The sequence below is a fragment of the Streptomyces sp. SJL17-4 genome (assembly GCF_036826855.1).
Classification (GTDB): Bacteria; Actinomycetota; Actinomycetes; order Streptomycetales; family Streptomycetaceae; genus Streptomyces.
The window spans coordinates 2,706,601-2,725,381 of sequence record NZ_CP104578.1 but is presented as its reverse complement, the minus strand read 5'-3'; the positions used below and the strand labels follow the sequence as shown (position 1 = coordinate 2,725,381).

16 protein-coding genes and 1 riboswitch are annotated in these 18,781 nt (G+C 70.9%); of the genes, 10 read left to right on the top strand and 6 right to left on the bottom strand.

What is annotated here, in order from left to right; genetic code table 11:
- Window positions 1–11: 11 nt before the first annotated feature.
- Window positions 12–1,004, top strand: coding sequence for a thiopeptide-type bacteriocin biosynthesis protein (locus tag N5875_RS11750; protein ID WP_338493493.1), 993 nt, complete (start codon window positions 12–14; stop codon window positions 1,002–1,004).
- A gap of 84 nt (window positions 1,005–1,088) precedes the next feature.
- On the opposite strand, the gene N5875_RS11745 is transcribed toward N5875_RS11750, so the two are convergent.
- Together N5875_RS11745 and N5875_RS11740 are read right to left on the bottom strand one after the other, a co-directional pair.
- On the bottom strand, window positions 1,089–1,922 hold the full coding sequence (locus N5875_RS11745) for an ABC transporter permease (protein WP_318207775.1): 834 nt from the start codon (window positions 1,920–1,922) through the stop codon (window positions 1,089–1,091).
- Window positions 1,919–2,908, bottom strand: a complete 990-nt coding sequence (locus N5875_RS11740) for an ABC transporter ATP-binding protein (protein ID WP_318207774.1) — start codon at window positions 2,906–2,908, stop codon at window positions 1,919–1,921. Before N5875_RS11740 ends, N5875_RS11745 begins: the two co-directional genes overlap by 4 nt.
- Before the next feature lie 311 nt (window positions 2,909–3,219).
- Here N5875_RS11740 and N5875_RS11735 point away from each other — a divergent pair, with 311 nt between their 5' ends.
- Complete coding sequence (locus N5875_RS11735; protein WP_338493491.1) at window positions 3,220–4,446, top strand: FAD-dependent monooxygenase; 1,227 nt, start codon at window positions 3,220–3,222, stop codon at window positions 4,444–4,446.
- A 183-nt stretch (window positions 4,447–4,629) separates the two neighbouring features.
- On the opposite strand, the gene N5875_RS11730 is transcribed toward N5875_RS11735, so the two are convergent.
- The 4 genes from N5875_RS11730 to gcvT form a co-directional block, all read right to left on the bottom strand.
- Window positions 4,630–6,000, bottom strand: coding sequence for an L-serine ammonia-lyase (locus N5875_RS11730; RefSeq protein WP_318207772.1), 1,371 nt, complete (start codon window positions 5,998–6,000; stop codon window positions 4,630–4,632).
- A gap of 189 nt (window positions 6,001–6,189) precedes the next feature.
- Window positions 6,190–7,458, bottom strand: a complete 1,269-nt coding sequence (gene glyA, locus N5875_RS11725) for a serine hydroxymethyltransferase (protein WP_318207771.1) — start codon at window positions 7,456–7,458, stop codon at window positions 6,190–6,192.
- Window positions 7,459–7,490: 32 nt separating this feature from the next.
- A complete protein-coding gene (gene gcvH / locus N5875_RS11720) occupies window positions 7,491–7,874 on the bottom strand; it encodes a glycine cleavage system protein GcvH (protein WP_318207770.1) in 384 nt (127 codons plus the stop codon).
- A 77-nt stretch (window positions 7,875–7,951) separates the two neighbouring features.
- Window positions 7,952–9,085, bottom strand: a complete 1,134-nt coding sequence (gcvT, locus tag N5875_RS11715; RefSeq protein ID WP_338493488.1) for a glycine cleavage system aminomethyltransferase GcvT — start codon at window positions 9,083–9,085, stop codon at window positions 7,952–7,954.
- A 185-nt stretch (window positions 9,086–9,270) separates the two neighbouring features.
- Window positions 9,271–9,369: riboswitch (glycine riboswitch) on the bottom strand.
- Between the two features lie 150 nt (window positions 9,370–9,519).
- On the opposite strand from gcvT, the gene N5875_RS11710 reads away from it, so the two are divergent.
- The 8 genes from N5875_RS11710 (at window position 9,520) to N5875_RS11675 (ending at window position 18,712) form a co-directional block, all read left to right on the top strand.
- The gene (locus tag N5875_RS11710) at window positions 9,520–10,182 is read left to right on the top strand and encodes an AAA family ATPase (RefSeq protein WP_318207768.1); all 663 of its coding nucleotides are present in this window, start codon (window positions 9,520–9,522) and stop codon (window positions 10,180–10,182) included.
- Window positions 10,183–10,488: 306 nt separating this feature from the next.
- Window positions 10,489–11,229, top strand: a complete 741-nt coding sequence (locus N5875_RS11705) for an enhanced serine sensitivity protein SseB (protein ID WP_055601185.1) — start codon at window positions 10,489–10,491, stop codon at window positions 11,227–11,229.
- A gap of 82 nt (window positions 11,230–11,311) precedes the next feature.
- Window positions 11,312–12,103 (top strand): enhanced serine sensitivity protein SseB C-terminal domain-containing protein, encoded by a 792-nt coding sequence (locus N5875_RS11700; RefSeq protein WP_318207767.1) that lies wholly within the window; start codon window positions 11,312–11,314, stop codon window positions 12,101–12,103.
- 363 nt (window positions 12,104–12,466) lie between these two features.
- The gene (locus N5875_RS11695; RefSeq protein WP_318207766.1) at window positions 12,467–13,492 is read left to right on the top strand and encodes an ABC transporter permease; all 1,026 of its coding nucleotides are present in this window, start codon (window positions 12,467–12,469) and stop codon (window positions 13,490–13,492) included.
- Window positions 13,493–13,602: 110 nt separating this feature from the next.
- Window positions 13,603–15,366 (top strand): ABC transporter substrate-binding protein, encoded by a 1,764-nt coding sequence (locus tag N5875_RS11690; RefSeq protein ID WP_338493485.1) that lies wholly within the window; start codon window positions 13,603–13,605, stop codon window positions 15,364–15,366.
- 114 nt (window positions 15,367–15,480) lie between these two features.
- The gene (locus N5875_RS11685; protein ID WP_338493483.1) at window positions 15,481–16,479 is read left to right on the top strand and encodes an ABC transporter permease; all 999 of its coding nucleotides are present in this window, start codon (window positions 15,481–15,483) and stop codon (window positions 16,477–16,479) included.
- On the top strand, window positions 16,476–17,582 hold the full coding sequence (locus N5875_RS11680; RefSeq protein ID WP_318207763.1) for an ABC transporter ATP-binding protein: 1,107 nt from the start codon (window positions 16,476–16,478) through the stop codon (window positions 17,580–17,582). The genes N5875_RS11685 and N5875_RS11680 overlap by 4 nt, the downstream gene beginning before the upstream one ends.
- 8 nt (window positions 17,583–17,590) lie before the next feature.
- Complete coding sequence (locus N5875_RS11675; protein WP_318207962.1) at window positions 17,591–18,712, top strand: dipeptide ABC transporter ATP-binding protein; 1,122 nt, start codon at window positions 17,591–17,593, stop codon at window positions 18,710–18,712.
- The last annotated feature ends 69 nt before the right edge of the window (window positions 18,713–18,781 follow it).

The window sequence follows — 18,781 nt, the reverse complement described above, 5'->3', positions numbered from 1 at the left end:
GGAGCGTCCCCGTGACCCCGACGCCGACCCCGACCCCGAACCCGACGGCGACCCCGCCCCGGACCCCGACGCCGCCATCCGCGCCGCAGCGGACCGCATGGACCGCCTGGCACCTCCATCTCGGTACGACGGCCCGGTCGGCACACGACCGGGCCGTCACCGATGTCATCGGCCCCACGATCCGCGAACTCGCCCCCGGCACCCCGTGGTTCTTCATCCGCTACTGGCAGTCCGGCCCGCACCTCCGGCTCCGCGTGGGCGACCTCGACCCCGCCGCACGCGCGCGCGTGGAGGCCGCCCTCGCCGAGCGGCTGGCCGTCGCAGGCGCGCCCGCCCCGGGCGAGGAGCCGCTCGACCCCGCCGCGTACCGCAGCGGCGCCGAGCGGCTCGCCGCCGCGGGCGAGACCGGCGAGAACACCTCCGTGAAGGCCCTGCTGCCCCCCGGTGTCCACCCGGCCGCCTACGACCCGGAGTTCGACCGCTACGGCGGCCGGGCCCTCATGCCCGCCGCCGAGTCCCTCTTCGAGTTCTCCAGCACCCTCGTCCTCGCCGCCCTGCCCAAGGTGAGCAGCGAGCGGCAGCGGGCCATGCTCGCCCTGCGCGGCACCGTCGCCGTCGCCGCCGCCCTCGGGGATCCGGCGGAGCGCGCGTACTACTACGCCCACGGCCTCGGCGCCTGGCGCGCCTGGGCCGCAGAGGCGGGCCACCCGGCCGCACTCCTCGACACGATCACCCGGGTCGAGGGGGAGATCGCGCTGGACCCGGAGGCCCACGGCCCGTTCGCCGGCTGGCACGCCCGGCTCGCCGCGCACGCGGACGAGATCCGGGAGCAGTCGCCGACCCACCCCGGCATGGTCCTCTTCTCGCACGCGCACATGCTCCACAACCGGCTCGGCCTGAGCCTCCTGGAGGAGCTGCGCACGTACGCGGTCCTGACCCACGCCTTCCCCGTACCGGAGAACACCCCCGTACCGGAGAACACCCCCGTACCGCAGAACGCCTGACCCCAGGACCCCAGCCCCCCACGGGGATCACGAAAGGCCCGGCCGGTTTCCCGGTCGGGCCTTTTCGTGGTGCGTGCCCGGCTGCTACTCGGGGCGCGGGTCCCAGCGGAAGCTGCGGACGGCGATCAGGGCGCCGATGACACCCCAGGCGGCGAGGACCGCAAGGTCACGCCACTGGAAGCCGGCGTCCTGGGTGAAGAGCGCGAGCATGGCGTCGTTGAACGGCTTCACGGGCAGCAGGCCCGCGATGGTGTTGAGGAGCTCCGCGTGGATCGGGAAGTAGCTGCCCGAGATGAAGACCAGCGGGAACTGGATGAACTGCACGACGGCCGGGGCCGCCTCCGAGTTCTTGATCAGCGAGGCCACGCCGACACCGAGCGCGCAGAAGCTGGCCGCGCCGAGGACGAGGGTCAGCAGGACCGCGCCCCAGTGGGTGGGCAGGTCGACGCCGTAGAGCGCGCCGATGCCGAAGACGAGCGCGACGTCGACGATGCTGACGACGACGCAGTGCACGAGCAGGCCGGCGAAGTAGACCCAGGCGGGCAGCGGCGTGGCGTGCAGCCGCTTGAGGACGCCGGTCTGACGGCGCATGGCGAGCACGATCGCCAACTGGCCGTAGCAGGCGCCGAGTACGGACACGGCGGCGATCACCGGCGTGTAGTACTGCATCCCGGTCAGACCGAAGAAGAAGTCCTGGCCCTCGCTGCCGCTGAACACGGCGCCGAAGATGCCGATGATGACGATCGGCAGGACGAAGGTGAAGACCATCGACTGCGGGTTGCGCCAGAACGACAGCTGCTCGTAACGGATCTGATGGCCGAGCAGGGCGAGCGGGTTCCGCGCGCGCGGCGCGTCCGCGCGGGTCGCCGAGGCCGCCGGGGCGGTCGTCTCGGTGGTCGGGGGGATCAGGGTGGTCATGAACGGCTCCGTCCGGGTCGGCGGCCTCGTCCCGCGGGCGCCTTGCGCTCCCGCGCGGACGACGGCGAGGAGGCTTCCTGCTGTACGTACTCCTTGGTCAGGCTCAGGTAGACGTCCTCGAGGGTGGGCTGCTCGACGGTCAGCCGGTCGAGCGGCGTGCCCCGGTCGAGCGCCCAGCCGGTCAGCCGGTGCAGGGCAGCCGTCGGCTCGGTCGTCTCGGCCGTCACCAGGCCGTCCTCCACATCGCTCACCGGCAGGGGTACGTCGGTGAGCGCGGCGCCCGTCGGCAGCGCGAAGCGGATCCGGGTCCGGGCGGTGTCGCGGCCGCCGAGGGTGTCCGGGGTGCCCGAGGCGACGATCCGGCCCTCGGCGATGACCACGACCGAGTCGGCCAGCGCCTGCGCCTCGTCCATGTAGTGGGTGGTGAGGACGATGGTGGTGCCGTCGTCGCGCAGATTGCGCACGACGTCCCAGGCGCCGCGGCGGGCGTTCGGGTCGAAGCCCGTGGTGGGCTCGTCCAGGAACAGCAGCTTCGGGCGGCCGACGACGCCGAGCGCCAGGTCGAGCCGGCGCTTCTGGCCGCCGGACAGGTCCTTGACCTTGGCGCCCTTCTTCTCGTCCAGGCCGACGAGGTCGAGCAGTTCGTCGACGTTCCGCGGGTCCGGGTAGTAGCCGGCGTTGCGGGCCACGGTCTCCCGTACCGACAGATAGGGCTCCACGGCGATGTCCTGGAGGACGAGGCCGACCTGGCCGCGCAGCCAGTGGCCGTCCGCCTTGACGCCGGGGTCGCGGCCGAGGACCTCGACCCGCCCGCCGTCGCGCTCCCGGAAGCCCTCCAGGATCTCCAGGGTGGTGGTCTTGCCCGCGCCGTTCGGCCCGAGCAGGGCGAAGATCTCGCCCTCGGCGACGCTGAAGTCGACGCCGCGCACGGCCTCGTGGTCGCCGTACCGCTTCTGCAGGCCTTCCACGGCCACCGCGGCGGTCACCGCGGTCCCTCGGCTCGTGTCACTGTGTGCCTCCCGGTAGGGGGTGTCGTGGGGTCGTCGCCCGCAGACGAACTCCCGGGCGCAGCCTCGACGTTAGGTCCGGGCCGACGGGCCGGGCCGGGCGCGCGGGGGCGGCGGTGACGGACGTCATGGAAGCCGCGACAGTTGTCAGAGGGGGGCGTGACCCGCGTTGCCGGGGGCCGGTGGACCCGCCCATGCTCGGGGTGCGGCGGACGGCCGGGCTGCGGGAGACCGCGTCCTGCGACGCCGAAGGTGCCGACACAGCAGCGACGCGGAAGGCGGTCTCAAAGGTGCGGTTCGGGGATCTGGACGAGTGGGGAGCGGAGGAGCGGCCGCACGTCTCGGTGGTCGGCGCCGGCATCGGCGGACTGACGCTGGCCGGTGCGCTGTCCTCCATGGGCATTCCGTACATGGTGTACGAACAGACGCGGCGGCTCGCGGAGGTGGGGGCGGGAGTCCAGCTCTCGCCCAACGCGGTCAGGCCGCTGCTGCGGCTCGGCCTCGGCCCGGCCCTGCGCGAGCGGGCGGTGGCGATCGAGGCCATGGAGGTACGGGGGTGGAGCGGGCGGCCGATCGCCCGGACGCCCCTCGGCGCGGAGTGCGAGCGGATGTTCGGAGCCCCGTACTACACGGTGCACCGGGCGCATCTCCACGACGCGCTCCTCACGCGCGTCGACGACGGCAGCCTGAAGCTGGGCGAGCGCCTGAGCGAGGCGCGGGAGACGGACGCGTCGGGTGACGGCGTCCGGCTGACCTTCGAGGACGGAACGGTCCGCGGGGCGGAGCTGGTGGTCGGCGCCGACGGCATCCACTCCACGGTCCGCGAGGCCTTCCGGCGCGACGAGCCCGAGTTCTCGGAGCTCGGCATCTACCGTGGCCTGGTGCCCGTGGACCGGCTCCCGGACGCGGCCCGCGCGCCTCTGGTGCGCCTCTGGCTCGGTCCGGGCGGGCACTTCGTGTGCTACCCGGTCGCGGCGGGGGAGTACCTGAGCTTCGCGGCGACGGTGCCGATGACGCAGTCCCCGGGCGAGTCCTGGTCGGTCCCGGGCGACCCGGAGGAGCTGCGCCGGGTGTTCGGCGGCTGGACCGGTCTGGTCGCGGACGTCGTGGGCGCCGTGGAGACGACCCTCCAGTGGGCGCTGCACGACCGCCCGCCGCTGGACGTCTGGTCCTCGCGCCGGCTGACCCTGCTCGGCGACGCGGCCCACCCGATGCTGCCGTTCATGGCACAGGGCGCGAACCAGGCGGTCGAGGACGCGATGGACCTGGCGGCCTGCCTGGCGGACCCGGCGCCGGCGACGACCGCGGCCCGGCTCGACCGCTACCAGTCGCTGCGGATCCCCCGCACGGCGGAGATCCAGCGCGGCTCACGCGGCAACGCGGGCATCCTGCACCTGCCCGACGGCCCGGCCCAGCGCCGCCGCGACGCCCGCATGGCCGTCCACGCGGCCCTCCGCGACCGGGCGATGCTGTACGCCCACGAGACGGGCAGGAGCGTGGTACCGACCCCGGCGTGACGACCGCCGGCTCCGACACCCGCCCGGACGTGATCGTCCTCCGGGTGCGCTACTGACTCGGCCCCCGGCCCGGGCGGCGGCCGCCCGGCCCGGGGACCGCCAGGTGAACAACCGATTCAGCTGACAACCGAATCGACCGAGCAACCGAATCGACCGAGCAACCGAATCAAGCGAACAATCGATTCAGCACTCGATGATGTTCACCGCGAGACCGCCGCGCGCGGTCTCCTTGTACTTCACGCTCATGTCCGCGCCGGTCTCCTTCATGGTCTTGATGACCTTGTCGAGGGAGACCAGGTGGCTGCCGTCGCCGCGCATCGACATCTTCGCCGCCGTGACGGCCTTGACCGCCGCCATGCCGTTGCGCTCGATGCACGGGATCTGGACCAGGCCGCCGACCGGGTCGCAGGTCAGGCCCAGGTTGTGCTCCATGCCGATCTCGGCCGCGTTCTCCACCTGCTCCGGGCTGCCGCCGAGGACCTCGGCCAGGGCGCCCGCCGCCATCGAGCAGGCCGAGCCGACCTCGCCCTGGCAGCCGACCTCGGCGCCGGAGATCGAGGCGTTCTCCTTGAAGAGCATGCCGACCGCGCCGGCCGCCAGCATGAAGCGGACGATGCCGTCGTCGTCGGCGCCGGGCACGAAGTTCATGTAGTAGTGCAGGACGGCGGGGATGATGCCGGCCGCGCCGTTCGTCGGGGCGGTGACCACCCGGCCGCCCGCCGCGTTCTCCTCGTTCACGGCCATCGCGTAGAGGGTGATCCACTCCATGGCGTGCATCTTCGGGTCGCCCTCGGAGCGCAGCTTGCGCGCCAGGTTCGCGGCGCGGCGGCGCACCTTCAGGCCGCCGGGCAGGATGCCCTCGCGGGACATGCCCCGCGAGACGCAGGACTGCATGACCCGCCAGATCTCGAGGAGGCCCGCGCGGATCTCGTCCTCGGTGCGCCAGGCCTTCTCGTTCTCCAGCATCATCGCCGAGATCGACAGGCCGGTCTCGTTCGCGAGGCGGAGCAGCTCGTCGCCGGTGCGGAAGGGGTACTTCAGGACGGTGTCGTCGGGGACGATCGGGTTCTCGCCCTGGACGGCGTCCTCGTCGACGACGAAGCCGCCGCCGACCGAGTAGTACGTCTTCTCCAGGACCAGGCCGCCCTCCGCGTCGTACGCGAAGATCGTCATCCCGTTGGCGTGGTACGGCAGCGCCTTGCGCCGGTGCAGGATCAGGTCGGCGTCGAAGTCGAAGGGGATCTCGTGCGCGCCGAGCAGGTTGATCCGGCCGCTCGACTTGATCCGCTCGACCTCGTCGTCCGCCGTCTCCACGTTCACCGTGCGCGGGGAGCTGCCCTCCAGACCGAGCAGGACGGCCTTCGGGGTGCCGTGGCCGTGGCCGGTCGCGCCGAGGGAGCCGTACAGCTCCGCCCGGACGTGCGCCGTGTGGGCGAGGAGGCCCTCGTTCTTCAGGCGCCGGGCGAACATCCGGGCCGCGCGCATCGGTCCCACCGTGTGGGAGCTCGACGGTCCGATGCCGATCGAGAACAGGTCGAAGACCGAGATGGCCACGGAGGACTCCTTGTGGGGGCTAGACGCCGTTGTCTGCCGGGGTGGAGCAGAAAAGCGCGGAGAAGAAGGACGTACGGGACAGCGCGAGGACATGGGGTGGGGCACCGCGCTCACTGTCCAGTGTGCGCGGTGCCCCGAAGGTTCCGGACGAACAACCCTGGACGGGTCCCGGAATAAAAGGGTACGAAATTACTTCAGGCCGGGGTACAGCGGGTGCTTGTCGGCGAGCGCCGTCACCCGGGCCTTCAGCGAGGCGGCCTTGTCGGCGTCGAAGCCGGGCTTCAGGGTCTCCGCGATGATGTCGCCGACCTCGGTGAAGTCCTCGGCCTGGAAACCGCGGGTCGCGAGCGCCGGCGTACCGATGCGCAGACCCGAGGTGACCATCGGCGGGCGCGGGTCGTTCGGAACGGCGTTCCGGTTGACCGTGATGCCGACGTCGTGGAGACGGTCCTCGGCCTGCTGGCCGTCCAGCTCGCTGGCGCGCAGGTCGACGAGGAGCAGGTGGACGTCCGTGCCGCCGGACAGGACGGAGACACCGTGGGCGGTGACGTCGTCCTGGACCAGGCGCTCGGCGATGATGCGGGCGCCGTCCAGGGTGCGCTGCTGGCGCTCCTTGAACTCCTCCGAGGCCGCGACCTTGAAGGAGACGGCCTTGGCCGCGATCACGTGCTCCAGCGGGCCGCCCTGGAAGCCGGGGAAGACCGAGGAGTTCAGCTTCTTCGCGAACTCCTTCTTCGCCAGGATGATGCCGCCGCGCGGGCCGCCGAGCGTCTTGTGCGTGGTGGAGGTCACCACGTCCGCGTGCTCGACCGGGTTCGGGTGCAGACCGGCCGCGACCAGACCCGCGAAGTGGGCCATGTCGACCCACAGGTAGGCCTCGACCTCGTCGGCGATCCGGCGGAACTCGGCGAAGTCCAGCTGACGCGGGTAGGCGGACCAGCCCGCGATGATCACCTTGGGGCGGTGCTCCTTGGCGAGGCGCTCGACCTCGGCCATGTCGACCAGACCGGCCTCGTCCACGTGGTACGCGACCACGTTGAACTGCTTGCCCGAGAAGTTCAGGCGCATGCCGTGGGTCAGGTGACCACCGTGCGCCAGGTCCAGACCCAGGATCGTGTCGCCGGGCTGGGCGATCGCGAAGAGGGCGGCCTGGTTCGCGGAGGCGCCGGAGTGCGGCTGGACGTTGGCGTACTCGGCGCCGAACAGGTCCTTGATCCGGTCGATCGCGATCTGCTCGGCGACGTCGACGTGCTCGCAGCCGCCGTAGTAGCGGCGGCCCGGGTAGCCCTCGGCGTACTTGTTGGTGAGGACGGAGCCCTGCGCCTCCATGACGGCGACCGGAGCGAAGTTCTCCGAGGCGATCATCTCGAGGGTGGACTGCTGGCGGCGGAGCTCGGCGTCGACGGCGGCGGCGACGTCCGGGTCCAGCTCGTGGAGGGGAGTGTTCAGAAGCGACATGAATCGATCCCTAAGGGGTCTCGGGCCCGGTCTCAGTTCCCGGAGGCGGAGAACTCGGCGTACGCGTCGGCGGAGAGCAGATCGTCCGGCTCGTCCGTGACGCGCACCTTGAACAGCCAGCCACCCTCGAACGGAGCCGTGTTCACCAGCGACGGGTCGTCCACCACGTCCTGGTTCGCGGCGACGATCTCACCCGTGACGGGGGAGTACAGGTCGCTCACGGACTTCGTCGACTCCAGCTCGCCGCAGGTCTCGCCCGCGGTGACGGTGTCGCCGACGGCGGGGAGCTGGGCGAAGACGACGTCACCGAGCGCGTTGGCCGCGAACTCCGTGATGCCGACCGTCGCGACGCCGTCCTCGGCGGCCGACAGCCACTCGTGCTCCTTGGTGTAGCGCAGCTGCTGGGGGTTGCTCATGACCTGATTCTCCTGGATCGAGGGAGTGCTGATGAACGTGGGTCTTGCGGGGTGAGACGCGAAGTGAGACGGGTACGTCACTTCTGGCGCTTGTAGAACGGCAGCGCCACGACCTCGTACGGCTCGTGGGTGCCGCGGATGTCCACACCTACACCCTGGGTGCCGGGCTCGGCGTGCGCCGCGTCCACGTAGGCCATCGCGATCGGCTTTCCGAGCGTCGGGGACGGGGCGCCGGAGGTCACCTCGCCGATCACCTCGCCGTTCGCCACGACGGGCATGCCGGCGCGCGGCACCCGGCGGCCCTCGGCGACCAGACCGACGAGCTTGCGCGGCGGGGCGGTCTCGGCGCGCTCGGCGGCCTTCTCGAGCGCCTCACGGCCGACGAAGCGACCGTCGTTGGTCGTCTTCTCGAACTTCACGACCCGGCCGAGACCGGCGTCGAAGGGGGTGAGCGCGGTGGTCAGCTCGTGGCCGTACAGCGGCATGCCCGCCTCCAGGCGGAGCGTGTCGCGGCAGGACAGACCGCAGGGGATCAGACCGACCGGCGCGCCGGCCTCGGTCAGCGCCTTCCAGACACCCTCGGCGTGCTCGGGCTTCAGGAACAGCTCGAAGCCGTCCTCGCCGGTGTAGCCGGTACGGGCGATCAGCGCGGGCACGCCGGCGACCGTGCCGGGCAGACCGGCGTAGTACTTCAGACCGTCCAGGTCGGCGTCGGTGAGCGACTTCAGGATGCCGGGGGACTCCGGGCCCTGGACCGCGATCAGGGCGTACGCGTCACGGTCGTCGCGCACCTCGGCGTCGAACCCCCCGTGAGCCGCAGCGCGCGCCACCAGCGCGTCCAGGACGATCTGCGCGTTGGAGGCGTTGGCGACGACCATGTACTCCGTCTCGCCCAGGCGGTAGACGATCAGGTCGTCGAGGATGCCGCCGTCCTCCTGGCAGATCATCGTGTAGCGGGCGCGGCCGACGCCCACCGTGGAGATGTTGCCGACCAGGGCGTGGTCGAGGAGCTCGACGGCCTGCGGGCCGGTGACGGTGATCTCACCCATGTGGGAGAGGTCGAAGAGACCCGCCTTGGTGCGGACGGCGATGTGCTCGTCCCGCTCGCTGCCGTACCGGAGCGGCATGTCCCAGCCGGCGAAGTCGGTCATGGTCGCGCCCAGCGAACGATGCAGGGCATCGAGGGCGGTCAGACGGGGGGCAGTGCTCATGGGTGGCTCCCGGGTCCCAAGGGCGGTTCGGTGACGAAACACATGACGGGCGAGGACGTCCTCCCCATCTGTCATGGAACCTGAGAGGTTCACCGAGAGCATCTCGTCGCCGGGAGACCGGTACCGAGAGATCGGCTTGCACCTTGGGTGGGGACACGGCAGGGTGTCCCGCTTTTCAGATCTGCCTCATCCACGCGGTACGGGGCCTGAGAGATTCAAGGGAGGGTCTTGCTCCTTCGGCGTCCGGACATGTCTGGTGTCCGGAACTCTCCCGCGCGGATTCGAGCGGCCGGTATGCGATTGTGTGGCGACTGTGCGCGCCTGGCGCGCACATCATTGCACGCGAGTCGGCGCGGCACATCGCTTGTGTCCCATTACCGCTTCTTTACACTTTGTGGGCAAGGGTCTTCCCAGGCCCGGCAGGGGGAGAAGCGATGAGGTTCCAGCACACCGGCGCGTACGCGCCGAGTACCGGCATACCGTCCCAGCGAGCCCGCGCCCGGACCCGCGGCCGCGGGCGGCTCCTGCGCGACCTGCGCGAGCGCGGTGGCCGCGGCCCCCGCGCCCTCACCTTCGCCGCCGGCGACCTGGTGGTCGTCTCCGGGCTGCCCGGCAGCGGCAAGTCCACCCTCATGCGCCGCGCCGCCGAAGGCGCCGGCATCGACTCGCAGGACACCCGGGAGCGCTGGGAGGCCCGGATGCCCCGCCTCCTGCCGTACGCCGTCTACCGCCCGCTGGTCCGGATCGCGCACTACGCGGGCCTGCGCCGCGCCCTGCGCTCCGGCGCCGGAGTGATCGTCCACGACTGCGGTACCCAGTCCTGGGTGCGGGGCTGGCTCGCCCGGGAGGCCCGCCGCCGCGGCCGGGCCCTGCACCTGGTCCTCCTCGACGTCGAACCCGGCACCGCCCGCGAGGGCCAGCGCGCCCGGGGCCGGGGCGTCTCCTCGTACGCCTTCGCCCGGCACCGGCGGGCCGTCTCCCGGCTCGTCGCGGCGGCGGAGTCCGGCCGGCTGCCGCACGGCTGCGCCTCCGCGACCCTGCTCGACCGGGACGCGGCGGACATCCTGCGGAAGATCGGCTTCCGGGAGGCGGCCTGAGAAGGGTCGGGTGACGTACGGCCGGGCGGCCCGAGGCGGCCGCGGTGACGTACCGCCGGGCGGCCCCGGGCGGGAGCCGGTGACGCGCGCCGGGCGGCCCGGCGCGGGCCGCCGCCACGCGCGTCGGGCCGTCCGACGTGGGCCGCCACCACGCGCGTCGGGCCGTCCGACGTGGGCCGCTGTGACGTACGCCCCTGCCCCGGAGCGCCCGTACCGCTTCTTTTGGCCACGTCGGCGCCGGGGCGGCGTTAGGGTGCTGCCGGGGCGGCCGGTACGGCAGGCCGTGCGAGAAGGGGAAACGGGACCGTGGACGTGACGTGGCCGGGCAACGAGCTCGAAGAGGTCCTTGCCGCCTCACTCGGCAACCCCTCGGCGGGCGCCCGCCTGGTCGAGGTCCTCGGCCGCAGCCCGGTCTGGGTGCCCCTGCCCAACGGCGGCGGACCCGACAGCCCGAACCTGGACCTCGCCACCATGGAGATCGACGGCGCGGCGTACGTCCCCGTCTTCAGCTCCGAGGAGCAGTTCCTCGCCTGTGTCGGCAGCCACATGTCGTTCACCGTCGCCCCGGCCCGTGACTTCGCCCGCGGCCTGCCCCCACAGCTCGGCATCGCCGTGAACCCGGGCGGCGTCGTCGGCGTCCCGCTGCCCCCGCCGGCCGTCGCCGAGCTGTGCCGCGTCGGCCGCACCCCGCTCGACGGGCCCGCCACCGGCGGCCGCGTCCGCCTCTTCGAGCCCGACTGGCAGGACGACCCCGTCGACTTCCTCGCCGCCGCGTCCGCCGAGTTCGAGGCCACCGGCGTCGTCACCACCGCCCGCCGCGCGCTCGCCAGCGTCGAGGGCACCGAACCCGCCCTCTTCGTCGGCGTCCAGCTCGCGGCCTGGGACGGCGTCGACCGCAACGCGCCGCTGGACGCCCTCGGCCGCGCCCTCGGCCGGGTCGAATGCGCCTGGCCGGTCAACCTCATCCTGCTCGACATGGCACAGGACCCGGTCGGCGACTGGATGCTGGAGCGGGTGCGCCCCTTCTACCAGCGCGCCGCCGTGTGACGGACGGCCTGTTTAAGCTGAACTTCTCGACAGCAGGACGTCGGAAACAGAACACGGTGACGGAAGAGGGGCGGGACCCAGGGTGAGCGCGTCAGGCACCGCTGCGACCGGACAGGTCGAGCACATGCTGCGCCAGGTGGCACCCGGACGCTACGACGCGTACGAGCAGCTGCTGCACGCCCTCGCCGACGGCGAGCTCTGGATGCTGCTCTGGCACGGCTCGCCCGGCTCGCCCGACGCCCAGTACGGAAACATGGAGGTCGACGGCTTCGGCTACGCGCCCTGCGTCACCTCCGCCCAGGAACTCTCCGCCTCCGGCTGGCACCGCGCCCACGAGCTCGTCACCGGCCGGGAGATCGCCCGCGCCCTCTACCCCGACCGCTGGGGCGTCTGGCTCAATCCGCACGCCCCCGGCGGTGGCGTCGGCATCCCCTGGGCCGATCTGCGCCGGATCGCCACCGGCCTCGACCGGATGCCCGCCGGACCGCTCCGGGTCACCGAGCCCGCCCTGGAGATCCCGCAGTTCTACGCCCTGCTCACGCAGAACGCGCACCGCACCCCGGCCGTCCGGTCGCTGCGCCGCGGCTGGGTGCAGCCCGCGCTCGGCTCCCCGTACCTCGCCATCGGTCTCGACCTGTACGACACCTCGGCGGCGGCCGTCGACTCGGTACGGGCGATGATGCGCCAGTCCATCGGTGCCGTACCCGAGGGGCTGCCCGTCTCGACGGTCGCCCTCTCCGACGCGTACGACCCGGTGGCCCTCTGGCTGCGGGCGAACGGCCGCCCGTTCTACGACCGCGAGGCGCACGCCGGACGCGGCGCGGCGCCCGTGCCGGGCTACGGATACCCGCCGTCGGCGCCGTCCGGATACTGAGACGTACCCCTTTGCGCGCCCCGCCCCACCAGCCTCCGGAGTACGCTCCGGAGGCTTTCGTTCGCCCCAATTCAGGAGCTCGAACGCCCAGTTGAGGGGACATGTCCGATTGGGGGGAAGAGGCCCCGAGATGGTCCGCTCACGTGATCGCGACGTCCGGATAACGGAAGTCGCAGCACCGCATCACGTTTGAGCAAACATTCCCCGTCAGGGCTGGCGGGTGATCACAAGCGCATTGAAGACTCCCCGGAACACCGGGTGTTCGGCTCCCTTCGAGCAGGTGCCCAGCAGGTTGTTCCACCGAGCCGCTACCCGCGGCGGGCAAGGGCCGGCTACCGGCGGCCGAGAGGGGTCCTCACCACGATGACGGCACCACTGCACGAGAAGAGTGCGGGCGAGGCGACCGCCACCGTCGATGGCGCGCCCGACGCCCCCGGCACTCCCGGCGCCGGCGCCTCCGGCAAGGCGATCGAGGGCCGTTCGCCCTGGCAGATCGCCTGGACCCGCCTCAAGCGCGACAAACTGGCCCTCGCGGGCGCCTTCGTCGTCGTCTTCCTTGTCCTCGTCGCGATCTTCGCGCCGGTCATCGTGGGCCTCCTGGGCCACCCGCCGGACGAGTTCCACGAGGACCAGATCGACCCGCTGTTCGGCACCCCGATCGGCTCCTGGGGCGGTGTCAGCTCCGACTTCCTCTTCGGAGTCGAGCCCGTCAACGGCCGCGACGTCTTCAGCCGCATCGTCTACGGCGCCCGGATCTCGCTGCTCGTCGCCTTCCTCGCGGCGGTCTTCGCCGTCGTCCTCGGCACGATCCTCGGCATCATCGCCGGCTACTTCGGCGGCTGGATCGACGCGGCCCTCAGCCGGGTCATGGACGTGATGCTGGCCTTCCCGCAGCTGCTCTTCACGATCGCCCTGGTCTCCGTCCTGCCGAACGAACTCCTCGGCCTCGACGGCTCCGGCGTCCGCATCGCCGCCCTGGTCGTCGTCATCGGCTTCTTCGGCTGGCCGTACGTGGGCCGCATCGTCCGCGGCCAGACCCTCTCGCTGCGCAACCGCGAGTACGTGGAGGCCGCCCAGAGCCTCGGCGCCGGCCGCCTGTACATCCTGCGCCGCGAGCTGCTGCCGAACCTGATCGCTCCGATCACGGTCTACGCGACCCTCATGATCCCCACCAACATCCTCACCGAAGCGGCGCTCAGCTTCCTCGGCGCGGGTGTGAAGCCGCCCACGGCCTCCTGGGGACAGATGCTGTCGACGGCCATCACCACCTACGAGGCGGACCCGCTGTTCATGGTGATCCCCGGCCTCGCGATCTTCATCACCGTTCTGGCGTTCAACCTCTTCGGCGACGGCGTGCGTGACGCGCTCGACCCGAAGGGCTCCCGCTGACCGTTCGCCGACGACCCGCACGACCCGCCCCTGCCGCTGGCGACAGGAGGCCAAACCCCACATCGGCGGACCGCCGTACGGCCGCCACTATCCCGGAGGTTGCTGGAACCATGCTGAAGAGCTCTCAGCGCAGAATCGCCGCGGGCGCGCTGCTCGCGGCGGCCACGATGGTCGTCACCACCGCCTGCGGTGGCGGCAGCGGCGACAGCGGCGACAAGAGCAAGGGCGGTGCGCCCGGCTTCAACGCCGGTGTGAACAAGGTCGCCAACGCCTCCGACAAGAAGGGCGGCGAGCTGAAGTTCATCGGCTCGCAGGAGGCCGACTCGTGGGACCCCCAGCGCGGCTACTACGGCTTCGTGTGGGACTTCGCGCGCTACTACACGCGCCAGCTGGTCACCTTCAAGGCCGAGCCGGGCGCCGCCTCCACCGAGCTCGTCCCGGACCTCGCCACCGACGCCGGCAAGGTCTCGGCCGACGGCCTCACCTACACCTTCACGCTGAAGGACGGGGTGACCTGGGAGGACGGCAAGCCGATCACCTCCAAGGACATCAAGTACGGCATCGAGCGCATCTGGGCCCAGGACGTCATCTCCGGTGGCCCGATCTACCTCCAGCAGGTCCTCGACCCCAAGGGCGAGTACAAGGGTCCCTACGAGGACACCTCCGAGGACAAGCTCGGCCTGAAGGCGATCGAGACCCCGGACGACAAGACCATCATCTTCAAGCTGCCGGTCGCCAACGGTGACTTCCTGCAGATGCTGGCCATGCCCGCCGCCTCCCCGGTCCGCCAGGACAAGGACACCAAGGCCAAGTACGGCCTGAAGCCCTTCTCCTCCGGCCCGTACAAGTGGCAGTCGTACACCCCAAACAAGTCCATCAAGCTCGTCCGCAACGACAAGTGGGACGCCAAGACGGACACCGTCCGCAAGGCCCTGCCGGACAGCGTCAGCGTCACGTTCACCACGAACGCCGACGACATGGACAACCGTCTCGTCGAGGGCGAGTACGACCTCGACATCAACGCGACCGGTGTCGGCGCCGCCGCCCGCCAGAAGGTGCTCCAGCAGCACAAGGGCAACGTCGACAACCCGCAGACGGGCTTCATCCGCTACGCGGTCTTCCCGCAGACGGTCACGCCCAACATCGAGTGCCGCAAGGCCATGATCTACGCGGCCGACTCCAAGTCGCTGCAGACCGCCCGTGGTGGCCCGCAGGCCGGTGGCGACATCGCCTCCAACATGCTGCCGCCGGCGATCAAGGGTGCCGACCCGAAGGCCGACCCGTTCGGCAAGCTGGCCGGCGCGCCGGACATCGCCAAGGCGAAGGAGGCCCTGAAGAAGTGCGGTAAGCCGAACGGCTTCAAGACCACCATCGCGGTCCGCAACAACAAGAAGATCGAGATCGCGACCGCCGAGTCGCTCCAGAACTCGCTGAAGGCCGTCGGCATCGACGCCCAGATCGACCTGTTCGACGGCGCCCAGACCTCCGGCATCATCGGTTCGCCGAAGGTCGTCAAGGACAAGGGCTACGGCATCATCATCATGGGCTGGGGCGCCGACTTCCCGACCGGACAGGGCTTCCTCCAGCCGCTCGTCGACGGCCGCTTCATCCTCCAGAGCGGTAACAACAACTTCTCGGAGCTGAACGACAAGGCCATCAACGGCCTGTTCGACGCCGCGCTGAAGGAGACCGACCCGGCGAAGGCCGGCGAGCTCTACAAGCAGATCAACACGAAGGTGTCGGAGGCCGCGGTCTACCTGCCCTTCACCCACGAGAAGAACATCATCTGGCGCAGCTCCCGGCTGACCAACGTCTACACGGCGGACGCCTACAACGGCCGCTACGACTACGCGTCGCTCGGCGTCGTCAAGTAATCCGCTCCGCTTCACCGGCGCACCACCCGCCGCCAGGTCCGAAGGGCAGGTGATGGCCGAGGGCGGCGGCCGGGGGACCCGATCGGGTCCCCCGGCCGCCGACCGGCCGACCGCATGCTTGCATACATAGTCCGGCGACTCTTCTCCGTCGTCGTGATGCTGCTCGTCGTCACTCTGGTGACGCTCAGCATCTTCTTCCTCATCCCCAAGATGACCGGCAGCGACCCTGCCGCGATGTTCGTCGGCAAGCAGGCGGATCCGGCATCCATCGAGGCCGTCCGGCAGAAGCTGGGCCTGGACGAGCCGATCCTGGTGCAGTTCTGGCACTTCGTCTCCGGCATCTTCGTCGGCCGGGACTACACGGGCGGTGGCGACACCATCCACTGCGCGATGCCCTGCTTCGGCTACTCGTTCCGCACCGAGCAGGACGTGTGGACGATGCTGGTCGACGCGTTCCCCGTCACCCTCTCCATGGTCATCGGCGCTGCGGTGCTGTGGCTGATCCTGGGCGTCTCCACGGGCGTGATCTCCGCGCTCAAGCGGGGCACGATCATCGACCGCGCGGCCATGATCACCGCGCTCGCCGGTGTCTCGCTGCCCATCTTCTTCACCGCCATGCTGGCGATGCTGGTCTTCCGTACCCAACTGGGCTGGCTCAACGCCTCGTACGTGCCGATCACCGAATCCGTCGGTGGCTGGTTCGGCGGCCTGCTGCTGCCCTGGGTGACCCTCGCTTTCCTGTACGCGGCGATGTACGCGCGGCTCACCCGCGCCACCATGCTGGAGGTCCTCGGCGAGGACTACATCCGCACCGCACGGGCCAAGGGCCTCCCGGAGTCGGTCGTGCTCGGCAAGCACGCCATGCGCTCCACCATGACCCCCATCCTGACCATCTTCGGCATGGACCTCGGCGCCCTCGTCGGCGGCGCGATCCTGACCGAAACCGCGTTCAGCCTCCACGGCCTCGGCGGACTCGCCATCAAGGGCGTCAGCGAGCGCGACCTGCCGCTGATCCTGGCCGTCACGCTGATCACCGCGGCCTGCGTCGTCATCGCCAACCTCGTCGTGGACCTGCTGTACGCCGTGATCGACCCCCGAGTGAGGCTCGCATGACGGACAAGCTGACGAAGACGGGCGCGGCGCTCGGAGAGCCCGTCGCGTCCTCGAAGGACGCCCCGTCGGACGCCTTCCTCGACGTACGCGACCTGAAGATCCACTTCCCGACCGACGACGGCCTGGTCAAGTCGGTCGACGGACTCAGCTTCCAGCTGGAGAAGGGCAAGACCCTCGGCATCGTGGGCGAGTCCGGCTCCGGCAAGTCGGTCACGTCGCTCGGCATCATGGGCCTGCACACGGTCGGCCAGTACGGCCGTCAGAAGGCGAGGATCTCCGGCGAGATCTGGCTGAACGGGCGCGAGCTGCTCTCGGCCGACCCGGACGAGGTCCGCAGGATGCGCGGCCGCGACATGGCGATGATCTTCCAGGACCCGCTGTCCGCGATGCACCCGTACTACACGGTCGGCAACCAGATCGTGGAGGCGTACCGCGTCCACCACGACGTCGACAAGAAGACGGCGCGCAAGCGGGCCGTCGAACTCCTCGACCGGGTCGGCATCCCCGAGCCGGCCAAGCGGTTCGACAACTACCCGCACGAGTTCTCCGGCGGTATGCGCCAGCGCGCGATGATCGCCATGGCGCTCGTCAACAACCCCGCGCTGCTCATCGCCGACGAGCCGACGACCGCGCTCGACGTCACGGTCCAGGCCCAGATCCTGGACCTGATGCGGGACCTCCAGAAGGAGTTCGGCTCCGCGGTCGTCATCATCACCCACGACCTCGGCGTCGTCGCCGAGCTCGCCGACGACATCCTCGTGATGTACGGCGGGCGCTGCGTCGAGCGCGGACCGGCCGAGTCCGTCTTCTACGAGCCGCAGCACCCCTACACCTGGGGCCTGCTCGGTTCGATGCCGAGGATCGACCGCGACCAGACCGAGCGGCTCATCCCGGTCAAGGGCAACCCGCCCAGCCTCATCAACATCCCGAGCGGCTGCGCCTTCAACCCCCGCTGCCCGTACGCGGACGTCCCCAAGGGCGGCGTCACGCGCACCCAGCGGCCGGAGCTGGCGCCGGCCGGGGACCGCCACTTCTCGGCCTGCCACATGCCGCAGGAGGAGCGGACCCGTATCTGGACCGAAGAGATTGCGCCGAAACTGTGAGCGAGACCATGGAACCCCTCCTCAAGGTCACCGGCCTGAAGAAGCACTTCCCCATCAGGAAGGGGCTTCTCCAGCGCCAGACCGGCGCGGTCAAGGCGGTCGACGGGATCGACTTCGAGGTCCTGCCCGGTGAGACGCTCGGCGTCGTCGGCGAGTCCGGCTGCGGCAAGTCCACGATGGGCCGCCTGATCACCCGCCTCCTCGAACCGACCGGCGGCACGGTCGAATTCCAGGGCAAGGACATCTCGCACCTCGGCGTCTCGGGCATGCGCCCGTTCCGCCGGGACATCCAGATGATCTTCCAGGACCCGTACGGCTCGCTGAACCCGCGCCACACGGTCGGCACGATCGTCTCGGCCCCCTTCAAGCTCCAGGGCGTGGAGCCCGAGGGCGGCGTGAAGAAGGAGGTCCAGCGCCTGCTCGGCCTGGTCGGCCTCAACCCGGAGCACTACAACCGCTACCCGCACGAGTTCTCCGGCGGCCAGCGCCAGCGCATCGGCATCGCCCGCGCGCTGGCCCTGAAGCCGAAGCTCGTGGTGGCGGACGAGCCGGTCTCGGCCCTGGACGTCTCCATCCAGGCCCAGGTGGTCAACCTCCTGGACGACCTCCAGCAGGAGCTCGGCCTCACGTACGTGATCATCGCCCACGACCTCTCGGTCATCCGGCACGTCTCGGACCGCATCGCGGTGATGTACCTCGGCAAGATCGTGGAACTCGCGGACCGCAAGTCCCTGTACGAGAACCCGATGCACCCGTACACCCGCGCCCTCATGTCGGCGGTCCCGATCCCGGACCCCCGCCGCCGGGGCGCGAAGAGCGACCGCATCCTCCTGACCGGCGACGTCCCGTCCCCGATGGCCCCGCCGCCGGGCTGCCGCTTCAACACCCGCTGCTGGAAGGCCACGGACGTCTGCCGCACGCAGGAACCCCCCCTGGTCGAACTCCGCCCGGGCCAGCGAGTGGCCTGCCACCACCCGGAGAACACGGACGCGCTGACGATCCCGGGGGCGAGGGAGTCGGTGGAGCTCACGAGTCCCTCGGAGCCGGCGAAGACCGAGCAGGAGGCGGAGCCGAAGACGGAGGCGCCGGACCACCCGGCCACCGCCGAGGACGACGCACCGAAGGCGTGACCCAGAAGAGGCCCCCGATGCCAAAGGCACCGGGGGCCTCCGCACGTCCGGAACCCACCTGACTCCGCG

Coding starts and splice junctions, on each gene's coding strand:
- N5875_RS11745 (WP_318207775.1), bottom strand. CDS start 1,922: ATGACCACCCTGATCCCCCCGACCACCGAGACGACCGCCCCGGCGGCC.
- glyA (WP_318207771.1), bottom strand. CDS start 7,458: ATGTCGCTTCTGAACACTCCCCTCCACGAGCTGGACCCGGACGTCGCC.
- gcvH (WP_318207770.1), bottom strand. CDS start 7,874: ATGAGCAACCCCCAGCAGCTGCGCTACACCAAGGAGCACGAGTGGCTG.
- gcvT (WP_338493488.1), bottom strand. CDS start 9,085: ATGAGCACTGCCCCCCGTCTGACCGCCCTCGATGCCCTGCATCGTTCG.
- N5875_RS11710 (WP_318207768.1), top strand. CDS start 9,520: ATGAGGTTCCAGCACACCGGCGCGTACGCGCCGAGTACCGGCATACCG.
- N5875_RS11695 (WP_318207766.1), top strand. CDS start 12,467: ATGACGGCACCACTGCACGAGAAGAGTGCGGGCGAGGCGACCGCCACC.
- N5875_RS11690 (WP_338493485.1), top strand. CDS start 13,603: ATGCTGAAGAGCTCTCAGCGCAGAATCGCCGCGGGCGCGCTGCTCGCG.
- N5875_RS11685 (WP_338493483.1), top strand. CDS start 15,481: ATGCTTGCATACATAGTCCGGCGACTCTTCTCCGTCGTCGTGATGCTG.
- N5875_RS11680 (WP_318207763.1), top strand. CDS start 16,476: ATGACGGACAAGCTGACGAAGACGGGCGCGGCGCTCGGAGAGCCCGTC.
- N5875_RS11675 (WP_318207962.1), top strand. CDS start 17,591: ATGGAACCCCTCCTCAAGGTCACCGGCCTGAAGAAGCACTTCCCCATC.